The sequence below is a fragment of the Pseudomonas farris genome (assembly GCF_019145235.1).
Classification (GTDB): domain Bacteria; phylum Pseudomonadota; class Gammaproteobacteria; order Pseudomonadales; family Pseudomonadaceae; genus Aquipseudomonas; species Aquipseudomonas farris.
On sequence record NZ_JAHSTV010000003.1, the window covers coordinates 479,797 to 496,380 of the forward strand.

At 59.3% G+C, this 16,584-nt stretch carries 16 protein-coding genes; 8 read left to right on the forward strand and 8 right to left on the reverse strand.

The annotated features are described in order from the left end of the window. Window positions 1-31: 31 nt before the first annotated feature. Window positions 32-943 carry a LysR family transcriptional regulator gene (locus tag KVG95_RS08385; protein ID WP_030128314.1) on the reverse strand — a complete coding sequence of 304 codons (912 nt, stop codon included), beginning with the start codon at window positions 941-943 and terminating at the stop codon, window positions 32-34. A gap of 184 nt (window positions 944-1,127) precedes the next feature. Between KVG95_RS08385 and amaB the strand changes: the two genes are divergently transcribed. The 8 genes from amaB to KVG95_RS08425 all read left to right on the forward strand — a co-directional run bounded on the left by amaB (window position 1,128) and on the right by KVG95_RS08425 (window position 11,130). Further along, window positions 1,128-2,618 carry an L-piperidine-6-carboxylate dehydrogenase gene (gene amaB / locus KVG95_RS08390; protein WP_217855616.1) on the forward strand — a complete coding sequence of 497 codons (1,491 nt, stop codon included), beginning with the start codon at window positions 1,128-1,130 and terminating at the stop codon, window positions 2,616-2,618. Between the two features lie 166 nt (window positions 2,619-2,784). Next, the gene (gene amaA, locus KVG95_RS08395; protein WP_217855618.1) at window positions 2,785-4,068 is read left to right on the forward strand and encodes an L-pipecolate oxidase; all 1,284 of its coding nucleotides are present in this window, start codon (window positions 2,785-2,787) and stop codon (window positions 4,066-4,068) included. A gap of 363 nt (window positions 4,069-4,431) precedes the next feature. After that, complete coding sequence (locus KVG95_RS08400; RefSeq protein ID WP_052965919.1) at window positions 4,432-5,565, forward strand: ABC transporter substrate-binding protein; 1,134 nt, start codon at window positions 4,432-4,434, stop codon at window positions 5,563-5,565. Between the two features lie 170 nt (window positions 5,566-5,735). Continuing rightward, window positions 5,736-6,650, forward strand: a complete 915-nt coding sequence (locus tag KVG95_RS08405) for an ABC transporter permease subunit (protein ID WP_008068915.1) — start codon at window positions 5,736-5,738, stop codon at window positions 6,648-6,650. A 3-nt stretch (window positions 6,651-6,653) separates the two neighbouring features. Then, window positions 6,654-7,937 carry a high-affinity branched-chain amino acid ABC transporter permease LivM gene (gene livM, locus KVG95_RS08410; RefSeq protein WP_123721476.1) on the forward strand — a complete coding sequence of 428 codons (1,284 nt, stop codon included), beginning with the start codon at window positions 6,654-6,656 and terminating at the stop codon, window positions 7,935-7,937. Beyond that, on the forward strand, window positions 7,934-8,809 hold the full coding sequence (locus KVG95_RS08415) for an ABC transporter ATP-binding protein (RefSeq protein ID WP_217855620.1): 876 nt from the start codon (window positions 7,934-7,936) through the stop codon (window positions 8,807-8,809). The genes livM and KVG95_RS08415 overlap by 4 nt, the downstream gene beginning before the upstream one ends. Then, window positions 8,806-9,522, forward strand: coding sequence for an ABC transporter ATP-binding protein (locus tag KVG95_RS08420; RefSeq protein WP_030128307.1), 717 nt, complete (start codon window positions 8,806-8,808; stop codon window positions 9,520-9,522). Before KVG95_RS08415 ends, KVG95_RS08420 begins: the two co-directional genes overlap by 4 nt. Before the next feature lie 840 nt (window positions 9,523-10,362). Next, on the forward strand, window positions 10,363-11,130 hold the full coding sequence (locus KVG95_RS08425) for an SDR family oxidoreductase (RefSeq protein ID WP_123721474.1): 768 nt from the start codon (window positions 10,363-10,365) through the stop codon (window positions 11,128-11,130). 119 nt (window positions 11,131-11,249) lie between these two features. Here the strand turns inward: KVG95_RS08425 and KVG95_RS08430 are convergent, their stop codons facing one another. The 7 genes from KVG95_RS08430 to KVG95_RS08460 all read right to left on the reverse strand — a co-directional run bounded on the left by KVG95_RS08430 (window position 11,250) and on the right by KVG95_RS08460 (window position 16,434). Continuing rightward, window positions 11,250-12,377 (reverse strand): AGE family epimerase/isomerase, encoded by a 1,128-nt coding sequence (locus KVG95_RS08430; RefSeq protein WP_217855621.1) that lies wholly within the window; start codon window positions 12,375-12,377, stop codon window positions 11,250-11,252. Window positions 12,378-12,558: 181 nt separating this feature from the next. Next, complete coding sequence (locus tag KVG95_RS08435; RefSeq protein WP_217855623.1) at window positions 12,559-13,131, reverse strand: HupE/UreJ family protein; 573 nt, start codon at window positions 13,129-13,131, stop codon at window positions 12,559-12,561. Between the two features lie 28 nt (window positions 13,132-13,159). Beyond that, window positions 13,160-13,774 carry an urease accessory protein UreG gene (gene ureG, locus KVG95_RS08440; protein WP_038360437.1) on the reverse strand — a complete coding sequence of 205 codons (615 nt, stop codon included), beginning with the start codon at window positions 13,772-13,774 and terminating at the stop codon, window positions 13,160-13,162. Window positions 13,775-13,797: 23 nt separating this feature from the next. Next, window positions 13,798-14,472 carry an urease accessory protein UreF gene (locus tag KVG95_RS08445; protein ID WP_052965907.1) on the reverse strand — a complete coding sequence of 225 codons (675 nt, stop codon included), beginning with the start codon at window positions 14,470-14,472 and terminating at the stop codon, window positions 13,798-13,800. Further along, complete coding sequence (gene ureE / locus KVG95_RS08450; RefSeq protein ID WP_052965905.1) at window positions 14,469-14,969, reverse strand: urease accessory protein UreE; 501 nt, start codon at window positions 14,967-14,969, stop codon at window positions 14,469-14,471. The genes KVG95_RS08445 and ureE overlap by 4 nt, the downstream gene beginning before the upstream one ends. Before the next feature lie 246 nt (window positions 14,970-15,215). Then, window positions 15,216-15,848: a TetR family transcriptional regulator gene (locus tag KVG95_RS08455; protein WP_217855625.1), complete on the reverse strand. Its 633-nt coding sequence runs from the start codon at window positions 15,846-15,848 to the stop codon at window positions 15,216-15,218. Between the two features lie 157 nt (window positions 15,849-16,005). Beyond that, the gene (locus KVG95_RS08460; RefSeq protein WP_217855627.1) at window positions 16,006-16,434 is read right to left on the reverse strand and encodes a hypothetical protein; all 429 of its coding nucleotides are present in this window, start codon (window positions 16,432-16,434) and stop codon (window positions 16,006-16,008) included. Window positions 16,435-16,584 lie beyond the last annotated feature (150 nt).

Genomic DNA, 16,584 nt, shown 5'->3' on the forward strand with positions numbered 1-16,584 from the left:
AAGCCCGCTCCCACAGGTATTGGGTGCAACCCTAAATTTGCGGTATGTCTGGACTGTCGATCTGCTCCAGCATCCACTTCACAAAATCCCGCACCTTGGGTACTTCCGCCGAATGCTCCGGATACGCCAGGTAATAGGCGTCGGTGCTGGGCATCGCATGCTTCCAGGGAATGACCAGTTTGCCGTCGGCCAATTCCTCCTCCACCAGAAACTTCGGCAGCAGCGCCACGCCGCAGCCGACCTGGGCGGCGCGGATGCACATGTAGAAGGTTTCGAAACGCGGGCCGTGGTAGCTGTGTTCGGTGTGGTAGCCCTGGCTGTCGAACCAGTCGTGCCAGGCCTGGGGCCGGGAAGCATTTTGCAGCAGGACCAGGTCGGTGAGTTGCGTCGGGTCGGTGAACGGCGTGTCCGGCAGGCTGCCCGGTGCGCAGACCGGCACCAGTTCCTCGCCAAACAGCTTCAGGCATTCGGTGCCGGGCCGAGAGCCCTGACCAAAGTAGAACGCCAGGTCGCTGCGACCTTGCAGCAGATCGTCGGCTTCCTGTTCGCTGCACAGGTCCAGATGGATCGACGGATGTCGCAGGCGCCAGCCTTTCAAGCGCGGCACCAGCCAGCGCGCACCGAAGGTCGGAGGCGTCGAGACTCGCAAGACTTCGGTATCACCGCCGTAGGAGCGCAGGTAATGGGTCGACATTTCGACTTGGGTGAGGATTTTTCGCACCTCCACCAGGTACAAATCGCCGGCGGGGGTCATTTGCAGACGTCGACGCACCCGGCGGAACAACAGGTGCTGCAGCAATTCTTCGAGTTGCGCGACCTGTTTGCTCACGGCGCTCTGCGTCAGGTTCAGCTCTTCGGCGGCACGGGTGAAGCTCAAATGCCGGGTCACGGCCTCGAAGCACTGCAACGCGGTGATCGACGGCAAGTAGCGTTTATTCAGCATGGGTGGTCCTTTTTCTTGTTTCTCTATGCTCTTTTTTACCGGCAGATTCGCAGCATGAATAAACGGAATGATATCTCTCTTAAAGGTCGTTTGTTGGGTAACCTCTGGAGAGCTAAAACTACAGGTCTGATCAGCCGAATAAATCCGGCTGAACGTCTTCTGTTTTTTGCTTGAGGAGTGACCCATGGTTGCCGCATTGCTTGATCGTCTTGGTGTGAACCCGGCCCTGTATCAGAACGGCAAAGTGCCGGTGCATTCGCCGATCGATGGCAGCCGTATCGCTGCCGTGAACTGGGAAGGCGCCGCTGAAGTCGAGCAGCACATCAGTCGCGCAGATCATGCGTTCGAACTCTGGCGCAAAGTTCCGGCGCCGCGTCGTGGCGAATTGGTGCGCCAATTGGGCGACATCTTGCGCGAGTACAAGGCTGATCTCGGTGAGCTGGTTTCCTGGGAGGCCGGCAAGATCACTCAGGAAGGTTTGGGTGAAGTTCAGGAAATGATCGACATCTGCGACTTCGCGGTCGGTCTGTCCCGTCAGTTGTACGGTTTGACCATCGCCTCCGAGCGTCCTGGCCACCACATGCGCGAAAGCTGGCACCCGCTGGGCGTCGTCGGCGTGATCAGTGCGTTCAACTTCCCGGTCGCCGTTTGGGCCTGGAACGCAACGCTGGCGCTGGTCTGCGGTAACCCGGTGATCTGGAAGCCGTCGGAGAAAACCCCGCTGACCGCGTTGGCCTGCCAAGCGTTGTTCGACCGCGTCTTGAAGAATTTCAGCGATGCCCCGCCACACCTGAGCCAGGTGATCATCGGTGGTCGCGATGCTGGCGAAGCGCTGGTCGATGACCCGCGTGTCGCGCTGGTCAGCGCCACCGGCAGCACCCGCATGGGCCGCGAAGTGGCGCCGAAAATCGCTGCACGTTTCGCCCGCAGCATTCTCGAGCTGGGCGGCAACAACGCGATGATCCTCGGCCCAAGCGCCGATCTGGACATGGCTGTACGGGCGATTCTGTTCAGCGCCGTCGGCACTGCCGGACAGCGTTGCACCACGTTGCGTCGCCTGATCGCCCATGAGTCGGTGAAGGAAGAAATCATCACCCGCCTCAAAGCCGCTTATTCCAAGGTGCGCATCGGCCATCCGCTGGAAGGCAATCTGGTGGGGCCGCTGATCGACAAACACAGCTTCGAAAACATGCAGGACGCGCTGGAGCAGGCCTTGAGCGAAGGCGGCCGCGTATTCGGCGGCAAGCGTCAGCTGGAAGACAAATTCCCCAACGCTTACTACGTTTCGCCCGCCATCGTCGAAATGCCGGAGCAGAGCGATGTGGTGTGCAGCGAAACCTTCGCACCGATTCTGTACGTGATCGGTTACAACGATTTCGAAGAGGCGCTGCGCCTGAACAACGCCGTGCCACAAGGCCTGTCGTCGTGCATCTTCACCACTGATGTGCGTGAAGCCGAGCAGTTCATGTCCGCTGTGGGCAGCGATTGCGGCATCGCCAACGTCAACATCGGCCCGAGCGGCGCAGAGATCGGCGGCGCGTTTGGCGGCGAGAAGGAAACGGGCGGTGGTCGTGAATCCGGTTCGGATGCATGGCGCGGGTACATGCGCCGTCAGACCAATACCGTGAACTATTCGCTGGAGTTGCCGTTGGCTCAAGGGATCACCTTCGACTGAGATGAACTCAGATCTTTGATCCAATGAAAATCCAATGTGGGAGCGGGCTTGCTCGCGAAAGCGGTCTTTCAGTCACATAGATACTGAATACACGGACGCCTTCGCGAGCAAGCCCGCTCCCACACTGGAATGGATGTGTTTGTTAGGTTTCTGTTGGAGTCTGGCAATGCCGTTACGCGAAGAGTGTCTGTGGGAAAAACTGACGCCGCAAAGGCCCGACAACGCGGCGCTCAAAGGCGAGGTGACGGTGGATGTCTGCGTCATCGGTGCCGGTTTCACCGGTTTGTCGGCGGCGGTGCATCTGCTGGAACAGGGTAAAAGTGTCTGTGTGCTGGAAGCGCATCGCGCCGGGCATGGCGGTTCGGGGCGTAACGTCGGGCTGGTCAACGCCGGGATGTGGATTCCACCGGATGAAATCGAAGCCGGGTTCGGCGAGGCGGTCGGCAGTCAGCTCAACCGCATGCTGGGTGCGGCGCCGTCACTGGTGTTTAGCCTGGTCGACAAATACAACATCGATTGCCAGTTACGCCGCGAAGGCACGCTGCACATGGCGCACAACGCGCGTGGCGAAGCGGATCTGCGCAGTCGCGAAGAACAATGGAAACGTCGTGGTGCGCCGGTCGAACTGTTAACCGGTCAAGCCTGCGAACAAGCCACCGGCACAAAAAAGATCGCCGCCGCCTTGCTCGATCGGCGCGCCGGCACGATCAACCCGATGGCCTACACCACGGGGCTGGCCAATGCGGTCATCAGCCTTGGCGGTCAGCTGTTCGATCATTCACCGGTGACCCGACTTGAACGTCAGGGCCAGCGCTGGTCGGTGCAAACCGCCCAGGGTTCGGTGCTGGCCGAGCAGGTGGTCGTCGCCTCCAACGCTTATACCGAAGGTGACTGGACGGAGCTGCGGCGCAACTTTTTCCCCGGTTATTACTATCAAGTGGCCTCGGTGCCGCTGACCGAAGACGCCGCGCAACAGATTCTGCCCGGCGGCCAGGGTTCCTGGGACACCCGGCAGGTGCTCAGTAGTATTCGGCGAGACAAGGACGGGCGACTGTTACTCGGCAGTCTCGGCAATGGCAACCAGAAACCGACCTGGTTCCTCAAAGCCTGGGCCGACCGGGTTCAGCAGCATTACTTCCCGTACCTGAAACCGGTGGAGTGGGAATGCACCTGGACCGGTTGCATCGCCTTCACCCCGGATCATTTGATGCGCCTGTTCGAGCCGGCACCGGGTCTGGTGGCCGTCACCGGCTACAACGGTCGAGGCGTGACGACCGGTACAGTGGTCGGCAAAGCCTTTGCCGATTATTTGTGTAATGGAGATCCTCAAGCCCTGCCGATTCCCTTCGCGCCCATGCAGCCATTGGCAGGTGTGGGGCTGAGAAGCTGCCTGTATGAGGCCGGATTTTCGTTGTATCACGCGGGCCAGTGCCTGCGGATCGTCATCTGATTGTTGAAATATGTTGCTGGAAGCGGCGCTTTTCAGCGAAGCGGCTAGCCTGTAATGGTGCGGGTTGTAGCAGTTGCGCACCAGCAGTGTGCAGTTCGGTGACGCGAGCTGTTACAGGCTGGTTGCACATCGTTTGGCGCTGCGGTTGCAATGATGGCGCGCGTGGGTTGCGCCTTTAAAAATAAATGGTTTCACCTCCCGCGGTTTAGACGGTTGCACGCCCAATGAAAATGGGCCCGAAACAGTCGAAAAAACAATAAGGCAGCGACTTTTCCCAGAATAAAAAACCGATGGCACGGCCCTTGCTCTGAGCATTCAGTGAAGTCGCAGTGCCAACTAAAAAAAACCTTGGAGCACCACCTCATGTCCCAGACGTTTTACAAGAAAGGCTTTCTGGCCCTCGCAGTGGCAACTGCGTTGGGTGTTTCTGCGTTTGCTCAGGCTGACATCAAGATCGGCGTAGCGGGTCCAATGACGGGCGCCAACGCGGCATTTGGCGAGCAGTACATGAAGGGTGCGCAGGCAGCGGCTGATGCAGTCAACGCCTCTGGCGGTGTCAATGGGGAAAAAATCGTACTGGTCAAAGGCGATGACGCCTGCGAACCGAAACAGGCTGTGACGGTCGCCAAGGACCTGACCAACCAGAAAGTCGCTGGCGTAGTCGGTCACTTCTGCTCCTCATCGACCATCCCGGCCTCCGAGATCTACGACGAAGCAGGCATCATCGCGATCACTCCAGGTTCCACCAACCCGGCTGTTACCGAGCGAGGCCTGAGTGCCATGTTCCGTATGTGCGGGCGTGACGACCAGCAAGGCATTGTGGCCGGCGATTACATCGTCGACGTGCTCAAGGGCAAGAAAGTCGTGGTTCTGCACGACAAGGACACCTACGGTCAAGGTCTGGCGGATGCTACCAAGGCTCAGTTGGCCAAGCGTGGCGTGACGCCGGTCCTGTACGAAGGCCTGACCCGTGGCGAAAAAGATTTCAGCACCATCGTCACCAAAATCCGCGGCGCTGGCGCCGACGTCGTTTACTTCGGTGGCCTGCACCCGGAAGCCGGTCCTCTGGTTCGTCAACTGCGTGAGCAAGGTCTCAAAGACGTCAAGTTCATGTCCGATGACGGTATCGTAACCGACGAACTGGTGACCACCGCTGGCGGTCCGCAATTCGTTGACGGCGTGCTGATGACCTTTGGTGCCGACCCACGCCTGCTGCCAGACAGCAAGACTGTAGTGGACGAGTTCCGCAAGAAAGGCACCGAGCCTGAAGGCTACACCCTGTACGCCTATGCTTCGGTCCAGGCTCTGGCCGCAGCCTTCAATGGCTCCAAATCCAACAATGGCGAGAAAGCCGCCGAGTGGCTGAAGAAAAATCCGGTCAAAACCGTGATGGGCGAGAAGACCTGGGACGCCAAGGGCGACCTGAAAGTCTCCGACTACGTGGTTTACCAGTGGGACAAGGATGGCAAATACCACCAGCTGGAAAAACAGAAGTGATATGACTGGCTGATTGCCCGGCGTCTTGTGCGCCGGGTAATCAAAGAACATGTCCGTGCTGTACCTGTCTTTTCTCGTAGAGCTGCATACAACCGTGTTGCGTCGGCGGCTGAACCCCGGTCTGGCGCACTCGGTTTTTGTGCAGTCTCTCAAATGCGTGAGATTGCGTTATGGATGGTATTTTCCTGCAGCAACTGGTCAACGGCCTGACCCTCGGGTCGGTCTATGGCCTGATCGCCATCGGCTACACAATGGTCTATGGCATCATCGGCATGATCAACTTCGCCCACGGCGAGGTTTACATGATTTCCGCTTACCTCGCGGCAATCAGTCTGGCTCTGCTGGCATACTTCGGTATTGAATCCTTTCCCTTGCTGATGCTTGGCACACTGGTCTTCACCATCATCGTCACGGCGGTGTATGGCTGGGTCATCGAGCGCGTCGCCTACAAACCGCTGCGCAACTCCACCCGACTGGCACCGCTGATCAGCGCCATCGGTATTTCGCTGATCCTGCAAAACTATGCACAGATTTCCCAAGGGGCCCGTCAACAAGGCGTACCGACACTGCTGACCGGTGCATGGCGCGTTGAAGTCGGGACCGGCTTCGTCCAGCTTACTTACACCAAGATCTTCATTCTGGTCGCAGCGTTTGTCGGGATGGCCCTGCTGACCTACGTCATCAAATACACCAAGCTCGGCCGTATGTGCCGCGCGACCCAGCAAGACCGCAAGATGGCCTCGATCCTGGGGATCAACACCGATCGCGTCATTTCCTACGTGTTCATCATTGGTGCCGCGATGGCGGCGTTGGCCGGCGTGCTGATCACCATGAACTACGGCACATTCGACTTCTACGCGGGCTTCATCATTGGCATCAAGGCGTTCACCGCCGCGGTGCTTGGTGGGATTGGCTCGCTGCCCGGGGCGATGCTCGGCGGGATCATTCTCGGGATCTCCGAGTCGCTGTTCTCCGGATTGGTCAACTCGGACTACAAAGACGTTTTCAGCTTCTCGCTGCTCGTTCTCGTTCTGGTCTTTCGGCCCCAAGGCCTGCTCGGCCGTCCTCTTGTGTCGAAGGTGTAAGCGATGTCTTCAACCACTAAAAAAACCATTGATCTCAAAAGAAGCCTGGTTGACGCGATTCTTGCCGGCCTGGTGGCCCTGATTGTGTTCGGCCCGATTGTCGGCGTAGTCCTCGACGGCTACGGCTTCAACCTGGAGGCGACCCGGGTGGCATGGATTGTCGCCATCGTCATGGCCGGCCGTTTTGCCTTGAGCCTGTTCCTGCAAACCCCCAAGGGCCTGAGAATTCTTGAAGGCTTTGAAAGTACAGGCTCCGGGGTTCATGTACTGCCGCCTGATTACAAATCCCGCTTGCGCTGGATTATCCCGGTGATGATCGTTATCGCCGTGGTGTTCCCGTTTTTCTCCAACTCCTACCTGCTGGGCGTGGTCATCCTCGGGCTGATCTACGTGCTGCTGGGCCTGGGGCTGAACATCGTGGTCGGCCTGGCCGGCCTGCTCGACCTGGGTTACGTGGCGTTCTACGCCATCGGTGCCTACGGGCTGGCGCTCGGTTATCAATACCTGGGGCTGGGTTTCTGGACGGTGCTGCCGCTGGCGGCAATCACTGCCGGGTTGGCCGGTTGCATCCTGGGTTTCCCGGTGCTGCGCCTGCACGGTGACTACCTGGCGATCGTGACCCTGGGGTTCGGTGAAATCATCCGGTTGATCCTCAATAACTGGCTGTCCCTGACTGGCGGCCCGAACGGTATGGCGGCTCCGTTGCCGACGTTCTTCGGCCTCGAGTTCGGCAAAAGAGCGAAGGAGGGGGGCGTCCCGTTCCATGAGTTCTTTGGCATCGCCTATAACCCGGACGTGAAGTACTACTTCATATACGCGGTGTTGTTCCTGGTGGTACTGGGCGTGCTGTACGTCAAGCACCGTCTGACCCGCATGCCGGTCGGTCGCGCGTGGGAAGCCTTGCGTGAAGACGAAATTGCCTGCCGTTCCATGGGTCTGAATCACGTACTGGTCAAGCTGTCGGCGTTCACCATTGGTGCATCGACGGCCGGTTTGGCCGGTGTGTTCTTCGCCACTTATCAGGGTTTCGTCAACCCGACCTCGTTCACCTTCTTCGAATCGGCACTGATCCTCGCCATCGTAGTACTCGGCGGCATGGGCTCGACCATCGGTGTGGTGATTGCGGCGTTCGTGCTGACCGTCGCCCCGGAATTGCTGCGCGGCTTCGCTGAATATCGCGTGCTGTTGTTCGGCATCCTGATGGTGTTGATGATGATCTGGCGACCTCGCGGCCTGATTCGGATCAGCCGCACCGGTGTGACCCCACGTAAAGGAGTGGCGCCATGAGTGAAGAAATCGTTCTCTCAGTCGAAAATCTGATGATGCACTTCGGCGGCATCAAAGCCCTTAGTAACGTGAGCCTGAAAGTCAAACGCAACTCTATTTTTGCGTTGATCGGCCCCAACGGTGCAGGCAAGACCACTGTGTTCAACTGCCTGACCGGGTTCTATAAAGCGTCCGGCGGGCATATCGAACTCAACGCCCATGGTGTGAAAACCGACGTCATCAAAATGCTCGGGGAACCGTTCAAGGCAGTTGATTTCGTTTCGCCGAAAAGCTTCATCAGCCGGCTCCACTACAAGATGTTCGGTGGCACGCACCTGATCAACCGTGCCGGTCTGGCGCGGACTTTTCAGAACATTCGCCTGTTCAAGGAAATGTCGGTGCTGGAAAACCTGCTGGTGGCCCAACACATGTGGGTCAACCGCAACCTCCTTTCGGGCATCCTCAACACCAAGGGTTACCGCAAGGCCGAAAGCGATGCGCTGGACCACGCGTTCTATTGGCTAGAGGTAGTGAATCTGGTCGACTGCGCCAACCGCCTGGCTGGTGAGCTGTCCTACGGTCAACAACGCCGTCTGGAAATCGCCCGGGCCATGTGCACCCGGCCACAGATCATCTGCCTCGACGAGCCGGCCGCCGGCCTCAACCCTCAGGAAACCGAAGCGCTGAGCGCGATGATCCGGCTGCTGCGCGACGAGCACGATCTGACCGTGGTGCTGATCGAACACGACATGGGCATGGTAATGAGTATTTCCGACCACATCGTGGTGCTGGACCACGGCGTTGTCATCGCCGAGGGCGGGCCTGAAGCGATTCGACACGACCCGAAAGTGATTGCCGCCTACCTGGGCGCCGAAGAAGAGGAAGTGGTATGAGTGCACCCATCCTCGAACTCAAGGATCTGGACGTGTTCTACGGGCCGATTCAGGCCCTGAAGAAAGTCTCGTTGCACATCAATGAAGGTGAAACCGTCAGCCTGATCGGCTCCAACGGTGCCGGCAAATCGACCCTGCTGATGTCGATCTTCGGCCAGCCGCGGGCCGCTGACGGGCAAATCATCTATCAGGGTGTGGATATCACGCACAAGTCGTCCCACTACATCGCGTCCAACGGTATCGCTCAATCGCCGGAAGGTCGGCGGGTGTTCCCTGACATGACCGTCGAGGAAAACCTGTTGATGGGTACGATTCCAATCGGTGACAAGTACGCCAAGGAAGACATGCAGCGCATGTTCGAGTTGTTTCCACGGCTCGAAGAGCGACGCACCCAACGCGCCATGACCATGTCCGGCGGCGAGCAACAAATGCTCGCCATCGCCCGGGCGCTCATGAGCCGGCCGAAGCTGTTGCTGCTCGATGAGCCGAGCCTGGGGCTGGCGCCGATTGTGGTGAAACAGATCTTCGCGACCCTGCGGGAACTGGCCAGCACCGGTATGACCATCTTCCTGGTGGAGCAGAACGCCAACCACGCCCTCAAGCTGTCGGACCGGGCGTACGTGATGGTCAACGGCGAGATCCGCCTCAGCGGCACCGGTAAGGAGCTGCTGGTGAACGATGAGGTGCGCAACGCCTACCTCGGCGGCCACTGAGTTCGCCGTTGCAACAAACAAGCCCCGACGAGCAATCGCCGGGGCTTTTTTACATCTCTAAAACACCACAATCCCTTGTGGGAGCGAACCTGCTCGCGATAGCGGAGTGTCAGTCGACATGCTTTTCATTGACCCACCGTTATCGCGAGCAGGCTCGCTCCCACACCGGCGGCATGTGCTTTTTGGAAATTGTGGAAAACAATATTCACGACCTCTCAAAGCGCGACATAAAGCCGCTGCAAATTACTGTTTTGTCAGGGTTTCGACTTGTCCCCGTTTGCTGTGGAGCTGGCTGTGAATAACGTGGGAGTAGCTGGCTGCAAGCCTTTAAATCCGTGGCTTACAGCGATGTGATTGTTTTTTGATCATGCTTTTTTGCTGGACCTCAAGCCGGCTTTGTCAACCTTTTTTGTTAGGGGCAAACACGGCATGAATCGAGTGGACAAGCCTGTGGATAAGTCTGTGGTTAAACTCTGGAAAGAGTCCGCTGAGGGCCGTAGTTACTGGCTTGGCGCCATCGTCGGTTTGACCGCTCGGTCGTGCAAATTGCCCGGGGCTACACAGCAGGCACCTGTGGGTCAAGCAAAAAACTTTCTAATCTGCCCACAAAGCCTTGTGGACAGCGGCTTGCAGCTTTTGCACTTGCCCCCGGAAACTGTGGACCGGCCTGTGGATAAGGTGCGTGTACATGGCTGCAAGCCACGGTGCATATGGCGTTGCCGGTGTTGATTGTTTTTTGTACGGTTTTTGCGATGGTTGCCGCTGTGGACAAGGCCGGGCATGCTGGCAATTGATTTTCTATTCCAAGGGCTGTCGATCAGCCGAAGTAAGGAGAACACGATGTCCAACACCCTGTTTATTACCGGCGCGACCTCCGGTTTTGGTGAAGCCTGTGCCCGTCGTTTTGCCGAAGCCGGCTGGAAACTGGTGCTGACAGGTCGTCGTGAAGAGCGCCTCAACGCCCTGTGCGCCGAGCTGTCGAAGCAGACCGAGGTCCATGGCCTGGTGCTCGACGTACGGGATCGCAAGGCCATGGAGGAGGCGATTGCCAACCTGCCGCCGTCCTTCGCCAAGTTGCGCGGGCTGATCAACAACGCCGGCCTGGCCTTGGGCGTGGACCCGGCTCCCAAGTGTGATCTTGATGATTGGGACACCATGGTCGACACCAACATCAAAGGCCTGATGTACAGCACTCGCCTGTTGTTGCCGCGTTTGATCGCTCACGGTCGTGGTGCCGGCATCGTCAACCTCGGTTCCATCGCCGGCAACTACCCGTACCCGGGCAGCCACGTGTATGGCGCGAGCAAGGCGTTCGTCAAACAGTTCTCCCTGAACCTGCGCTGTGACCTGCAAGGTACGGGCGTGCGGGTCAGCAACATCGAGCCGGGCCTGTGCGAGAGCGAGTTCTCGCTGGTGCGTTTCGCCGGTGACCAGGAGCGTTACAACGCCACCTACGCCGGCGCCGAGCCGATCCAGCCGCAAGACATCGCCGAGACTATTTTCTGGGTGCTCAACGCACCGGCCCACATCAACATCAACAGCCTCGAGCTGATGCCGGTGAGCCAGACCTGGAGCGGGTTTGCCATTGAGCGTAATACGAAGGCTTAAGACCGCGTAACGGCCATCGCGGGCAAGCCACGCTCCCACAGGGTTTGTGTTGACTCGCTATTTCGCGAACGACACAAACCCTGTGGGAGCGGGCTTACACCGCGATAGCTATCTATCAGTCAGCTAAGATATTTGACCAACCCGCGATAACAGGTCGCCAAGTGATAAGGCGTGGTCGAAGGCATGTCCTTGCGGCTTACTTCGCCCTGTTCATCGCGACACTCATACCAGCCGCCCGCATGCAAAAAACGCTGTTGCAGCGCCTGCAATTGGCGCTGCACAGAGGCTTCGCTATCGGGGCGTAAAGTCAGGGCACGCAAGTATTCAGCCTGGGCCCAGATGCGTTGGGTCGCATCACGAGGGTGGTCGTCCAGCTCCAGCATCGCGCGCACAGCCCCGGTCTGCTGATCCACGCCCTGTTGCTCGGTAAACGTAAAGGCGCGCTCCAGCGACGCATGCAATTTGGAGCCGCGCAGCAAGGGTGAGGACTCCAGCAGGAAATACCATTCGAACTGATGGCCAGGCTCGAACCAGTTATCCACAGCGCCCAGCGGCTTTTCCATCAATACCGCGTGTTGCGGATCGATGAAGCGCTTCTGCATGGCTGTGCATAACTCGAGAAGCGCGCTCTGCACAGCAACGTCCTCGCGCACCGAAAGGATGGCGAGGAAGGCTTCGGCCAAATGCATCAATGGATTCTGCAGCGGCCCGGAGTTGAGCGAGGACCAATCACGGTCCAGGCTGGCTTCGTACAGGCCGTCGCCTGTGGCGAAGCGCTGCGCCAACACTTCCAGCGTGGCGTTGAGCACCGACTCCACCAGCGGTTCGCGAACCTTGTCCCAGTAATGGGCGCAGGCGAACAGGATGAAAGCGTGTGTGTAGAGGTCTTTGCGCTGATCCAGCGGCGCACCTTGCGGGTCGATGCTATAGAACCAGCCGCCATGCTCGGCATCGTGGAAATGTTGTTGCAAGGATCGGAACAGTGCCGCCGCACGTTCTTCGGCCTGAGGCACTTGACCGATCAGGCTGGAAAACAGGTACAGCTGCCGCGCGCAAGCCATGGCCCGATAGCGCTGCGGTGGCAGCGGCTGATGCTTGGCGTCCAGCGCTTCATAAGGCAATGCCATGTCGGCGTTCCAGCCGGGGCCTTGCCAGAGCGGCACGATCACGTCCTGGAAGTGCTGTTGCACCGAGGCGAACAGGGCGGTCAATTCTGGCTGGGAAGCAGAGCGGGAAACAGAGGGCATTGGCTGGCGTCGTCACGGCAGGGGCGATTGCGCGACATGGTAGCAGAGAGGCAGGCTTGAGAGAGGCGGCGTCTGTCAGGCCGCCTTCGCGAGCAAGCCCGCTCCCACATTTGTCCTGCGTACACAGATCAAATGTGGGAGCGGGCTTGCTCGCGAAGGGGCCGGAACAACCGATAAAAAATCAGCCTGCCAACAACCAAACCCCAGTCGCCGCTGAGGCCGCGCCCGCTAACCGAACCAGTGGTGCGGCAGCCTGAGGCAAGACGCGAACCACCGCATAACCCGCTGCATGCAAAGCTGCCGTCGCCACCACAAACCCCGCCGCATACGCCCACGGGCTCGACATCTCCGGCAACTCCAGACCATGTGCCACGCCATGAAACAGCGCGAACAATGCGGTCGCACCCACCGCCAGGCTCAACGGCGGACGCACCGCCAAAGCCACCGCCAGGCCCAACGCCAATACCGAGGCAGCAATTCCGCTTTCCAGCGCCGGCAGGTTCAGCCCTTCAAAACCCAGCAGGCCGCCGATCAGCATAGTGCCCACGAACGTGCAGGGCAGCGCCCAACGCGCGGCGCCTTTCTGCTGCGCGGCCCACAACCCTACGGCAACCATGGCCAGCAAGTGATCGAGGCCGCCGATCGGGTGGCTGATGCCAGCCATCAAGCCATTGTCGCCGTGGCCCGGGTGAGCGAACGCGATGGCCGGGGTCAGCAGCAGGGCCATGGCGCCCAGAATGCGTTTCAGTGTCATGGATAAGCTTCCTTGTTGATAAGTGTGATCAGGCCGCAGTCAGTAAGCCCTGGCGTTCGATGAAGGCGATGATTGCTTCCAGGCCCTGACCGGTTTTCTGGTTGCTGAAAACAAACGGTTTGCCGTTGCGCATGCGTTGGGTGTCGCTGTCCATCATCTCTAGCGAGGCGCCTACCAGCGGCGCGAGGTCGATCTTGTTGATCACCAGCAAATCGGATTTGCAGATCCCCGGCCCGCCTTTGCGCGGGAGCTTGTCGCCGGCCGAAACGTCGATCACATAGATGGTCAGGTCCGACAGTTCCGGGCTGAAGGTCGCCGAGAGGTTGTCGCCACCGGACTCCACCAGGATCAGGTCCAGCCCTGGGAAGCGCCGGTTCAGTTGATCCACGGCTTCGAGGTTGATCGAGGCGTCTTCGCGAATCGCCGTGTGCGGGCAGCCGCCGGTTTCCACGCCGATGATCCGCTCGGGCGCCAGGGCTTCGTTGCGTACCAGAAAGTCGGCGTCTTCGCGGGTGTAGATGTCGTTGGTCACGACGGCGAGGTTGTAACGGTCGCGCAGGGCCAGACACAGGGCCAGGGTCAGGGCGGTTTTGCCGGAACCGACCGGGCCGCCGATGCCGACGCGCAGGGGTTGTGTGTTCATGTGATTCTCCAAAATAAAAGGCCCTAGGAACGGAACAGACGGCTGTACTGGCGCTCATGGGCCATACACGCCAGGGACAGGCCGAAAGCGGCGCTGCCAGAGTGTTCGGGGTTGATTCGGGTGGCGTCTTGCTGCGCCTGTTGCAGCAGCGGCAGCAGTTCGCTGGTCAGGCGCTGCGCGGCTTGCTGGCCCAGGGGCAGGGTTTTCATCAGCACCGCCAATTGGTTTTCCAGCCAGCTCCAGAGCCAGGCGGCCAGCGCATCTTGCGGGCTGATCTGCCAGGCGCGGGCCGCCAGCGCCCAGCCAAGGGCCAGATGCGGTTCAGGGCATTGGTCGAGAAAGGCCCGGGCGGGTGCATCCAGTTCCGGTAAACCGTTGAGCAGTTGCTTCAACGAATAACCCATCTGTCGACTTTCCTGATGCAACTCGCGGGTTTCCCGGCTGGCGCGATGTTCTTCGCAACGTTGCAGCAGTTCGGCCCAGTTTTCTTCGGCCGCAGCGGTGCAATGGGCGAGCAGTAGCGGCGCTTCGAAACGCGCGAGATTGAGCAGCAACTGATCGCTGATCCAGCGCCGCGCGCTGTCAGGATCGTTTACGCGGCCGTTATCCACAGCCATCTCCAAACCTTGGGAGTAGCTGTAGCCGCCAATCGGCAGCTGTGGACTGGCCAGACGCAGCAGCGCCCAGGCTGGGTTCATAAACGCACGCCGAACTGATGCAGTTTCGGCGGATAGTTGAAATCCTCGTCACCCTGGCGCGAATGGTGATGGCCCCCGCCGTAGGCACCGTGTTCCGGCTGGAACGGCGCTTCGATGTTCTCGGCATTGGCACCAAGCTGTTCGAGCATCGCCTTGAGCACGTAATCGTCGAGCAGGCGTAACCAGCCATCGCCGACCTGCAGGGCCACATGGCGGTTGCCCAGGTGATAGGCGGCGCGGGTCAGTTCGAAGGCATTGGCGCAGGTGACGTGCAGCAGTTGTTCGGGGCGAGCGCAGACGCGAACGACGCGCCCGTCTTCGGCTTGCAGGCATTCGCCGTCATACAGCGGCGGCTGACCGCGCTCCAAAAACAACCCGACGTCTTCACCCTCGGCACTGAAACAGCGCAAACGGCTTTTGCTCCGGGCTTCGAAAGTCAGGTGCAACTCGGCGGCCCAGACGGGTTGAGGGTCGATTCTGCGATGAATCACCAGCATCGGAAGGCTTCCAGCAATGGACAATGCTCAGGGATAGAGCAAGGGGCTTGCCAATCGGGTGAGAGGTAGGAAATGCCTGTCGGAGCGTGGAGGGTGGTTCAGAATTTTGGATCAAGTTGGTGCGTGTGGAGTTTTCGCGCACCAATGTGGGAGCGAGCCTGCTCGCGATGGCGGAGTATCAGTCACATCAAGTGTTGACTGTGGCGACGCCATCGCGAGCAGGCTCGCTCCCACAGGGGGATGTATTTACTCGGTGCTGCCGAGGCCTTGCCAGTGTTTTAGGCCTATGAAGATGAACCGCAACTGCTGCGTGATCTTCGCCTGCGGCGTCAGATGCTCCGGTAACGCTTGCACCGGCGGATCGATAATGTCCGGCAGTGTGGCGAACACGCTTTTAACGATCAAATCAGCCATGACACTCAAACCTGCGATGTCCAGATGCTGGAGTTTCGGCATCAGCGACAAGTCCGCCGCCAGGTCCGAGCTGATATCTTCGCGCAAGCGGCCAATGGCCTGGCGCACCGGCAACGAGCCGCCGTACTGTTCGCGGGCAAGAAACAGGAACTGCGATCGATTGGCCGTGACCACGTCGAGAAAAATCCGCACCGAGGCGTCGATGATGCCGCCCATGACGAACTCGTTATGGCGCACCAGGCGGATGGTTTCACGGAAGGTCTGACCGACTTCGCTCACCAGCACCAGGCCCAGTTCATCCATGTCGGCGAAATGCCGGTAGAAACCGGTGGGTACGATCCCGGCGGTTCTGGTCACTTCGCGCAGGCTCAGGCTGCCGAATCCTCGGCCGCTTTCCATCAAGTGGCGGGCAGCGTCCATCAGGGCGTTGCGGGTCTGTTGTTTCTGTTCGGCGCGGGGCAGCATCGCAAGGGTGTTTTCTGGACAGGGACAGCGGCGCACTCTAGCAAATCGGCTTCGCTGGCGTCGAACGACTATCGGGATATCACGCGGGGAAATGCAGCTTCTATAAAGTCAAAAGCCCAATCCGGGGATTGGGCTTTTTTTCGGGGCCGCCATGGGCTTAGCTCACAGCGCTGTTGCGTTCGATTACACGGTCACCACCACCTTCAGCAAGGGTTTGACCTTGTGGAGTGCGATCGGAACCGTCGGCAGCCAGGGTCTGGCCTTGTGGGGTGCGGTCGGAACCGTCAGCAGCCAGGGTCTGGCCTTGTGGAGTACGATCAGAACCGTCTTCCGCCAAGGTTTGACCTTGTGGAGTCTTGTCATAACCGTCTTCGGTGATCAGGCCTTTTTCTTTCAGGCGATCATTGCCACCTTCGGCCAGAGTCTGACCTTGTGGTGTACGGTCGGAACCATCAGCGGCAACGGTCTGGCTGAACACCGAGTGGCTGTCTTTGACTTGTGGAGTGGCCTGATCTGCGGCCGGCAAAGCAAAAGCGGTGCTGGCTAACATTGAGAGGGTCAGGCTAAGCAGTAATTCGCGTTTCATGATGGGTTGCTCCTTGGGAGGGCGATAAAGTGGGTACGAGGGCAATGCTACTCTCGATAAGTCGATATAAAAGTTCATAAACGCAATGGTAATAATCAACAGAATTGATTGTTCGGCCGCAGCGCTCTAGAACGGGCGTTTCCTGCGAGC

Bases quoted from the DNA above. Each gene is read 5' to 3' on its own strand.
- amaB (WP_217855616.1), top strand. From the start codon at position 1,128: ATGGTTGCCGCATTGCTTGATCGTCTTGGTGTGAACCCGGCCCTGTAT.
- livM (WP_123721476.1), top strand. From the start codon at position 6,654: ATGTCTTCAACCACTAAAAAAACCATTGATCTCAAAAGAAGCCTGGTT.
- KVG95_RS08405 (WP_008068915.1), top strand. From the start codon at position 5,736: ATGGATGGTATTTTCCTGCAGCAACTGGTCAACGGCCTGACCCTCGGG.
- KVG95_RS08445 (WP_052965907.1), bottom strand. From the start codon at position 14,472: ATGAACCCAGCCTGGGCGCTGCTGCGTCTGGCCAGTCCACAGCTGCCG.
- KVG95_RS08455 (WP_217855625.1), bottom strand. From the start codon at position 15,848: ATGCTGCCCCGCGCCGAACAGAAACAACAGACCCGCAACGCCCTGATG.
- KVG95_RS08460 (WP_217855627.1), bottom strand. From the start codon at position 16,434: ATGAAACGCGAATTACTGCTTAGCCTGACCCTCTCAATGTTAGCCAGC.
- KVG95_RS08400 (WP_052965919.1), top strand. From the start codon at position 4,432: ATGTCCCAGACGTTTTACAAGAAAGGCTTTCTGGCCCTCGCAGTGGCA.
- KVG95_RS08430 (WP_217855621.1), bottom strand. From the start codon at position 12,377: ATGCCCTCTGTTTCCCGCTCTGCTTCCCAGCCAGAATTGACCGCCCTG.
- amaA (WP_217855618.1), top strand. From the start codon at position 2,785: ATGCCGTTACGCGAAGAGTGTCTGTGGGAAAAACTGACGCCGCAAAGG.
- KVG95_RS08435 (WP_217855623.1), bottom strand. From the start codon at position 13,131: ATGACACTGAAACGCATTCTGGGCGCCATGGCCCTGCTGCTGACCCCG.
- KVG95_RS08420 (WP_030128307.1), top strand. From the start codon at position 8,806: ATGAGTGCACCCATCCTCGAACTCAAGGATCTGGACGTGTTCTACGGG.
- ureG (WP_038360437.1), bottom strand. From the start codon at position 13,774: ATGAACACACAACCCCTGCGCGTCGGCATCGGCGGCCCGGTCGGTTCC.
- KVG95_RS08385 (WP_030128314.1), bottom strand. From the start codon at position 943: ATGCTGAATAAACGCTACTTGCCGTCGATCACCGCGTTGCAGTGCTTC.
- KVG95_RS08425 (WP_123721474.1), top strand. From the start codon at position 10,363: ATGTCCAACACCCTGTTTATTACCGGCGCGACCTCCGGTTTTGGTGAA.
- KVG95_RS08415 (WP_217855620.1), top strand. From the start codon at position 7,934: ATGAGTGAAGAAATCGTTCTCTCAGTCGAAAATCTGATGATGCACTTC.
- ureE (WP_052965905.1), bottom strand. From the start codon at position 14,969: ATGCTGGTGATTCATCGCAGAATCGACCCTCAACCCGTCTGGGCCGCC.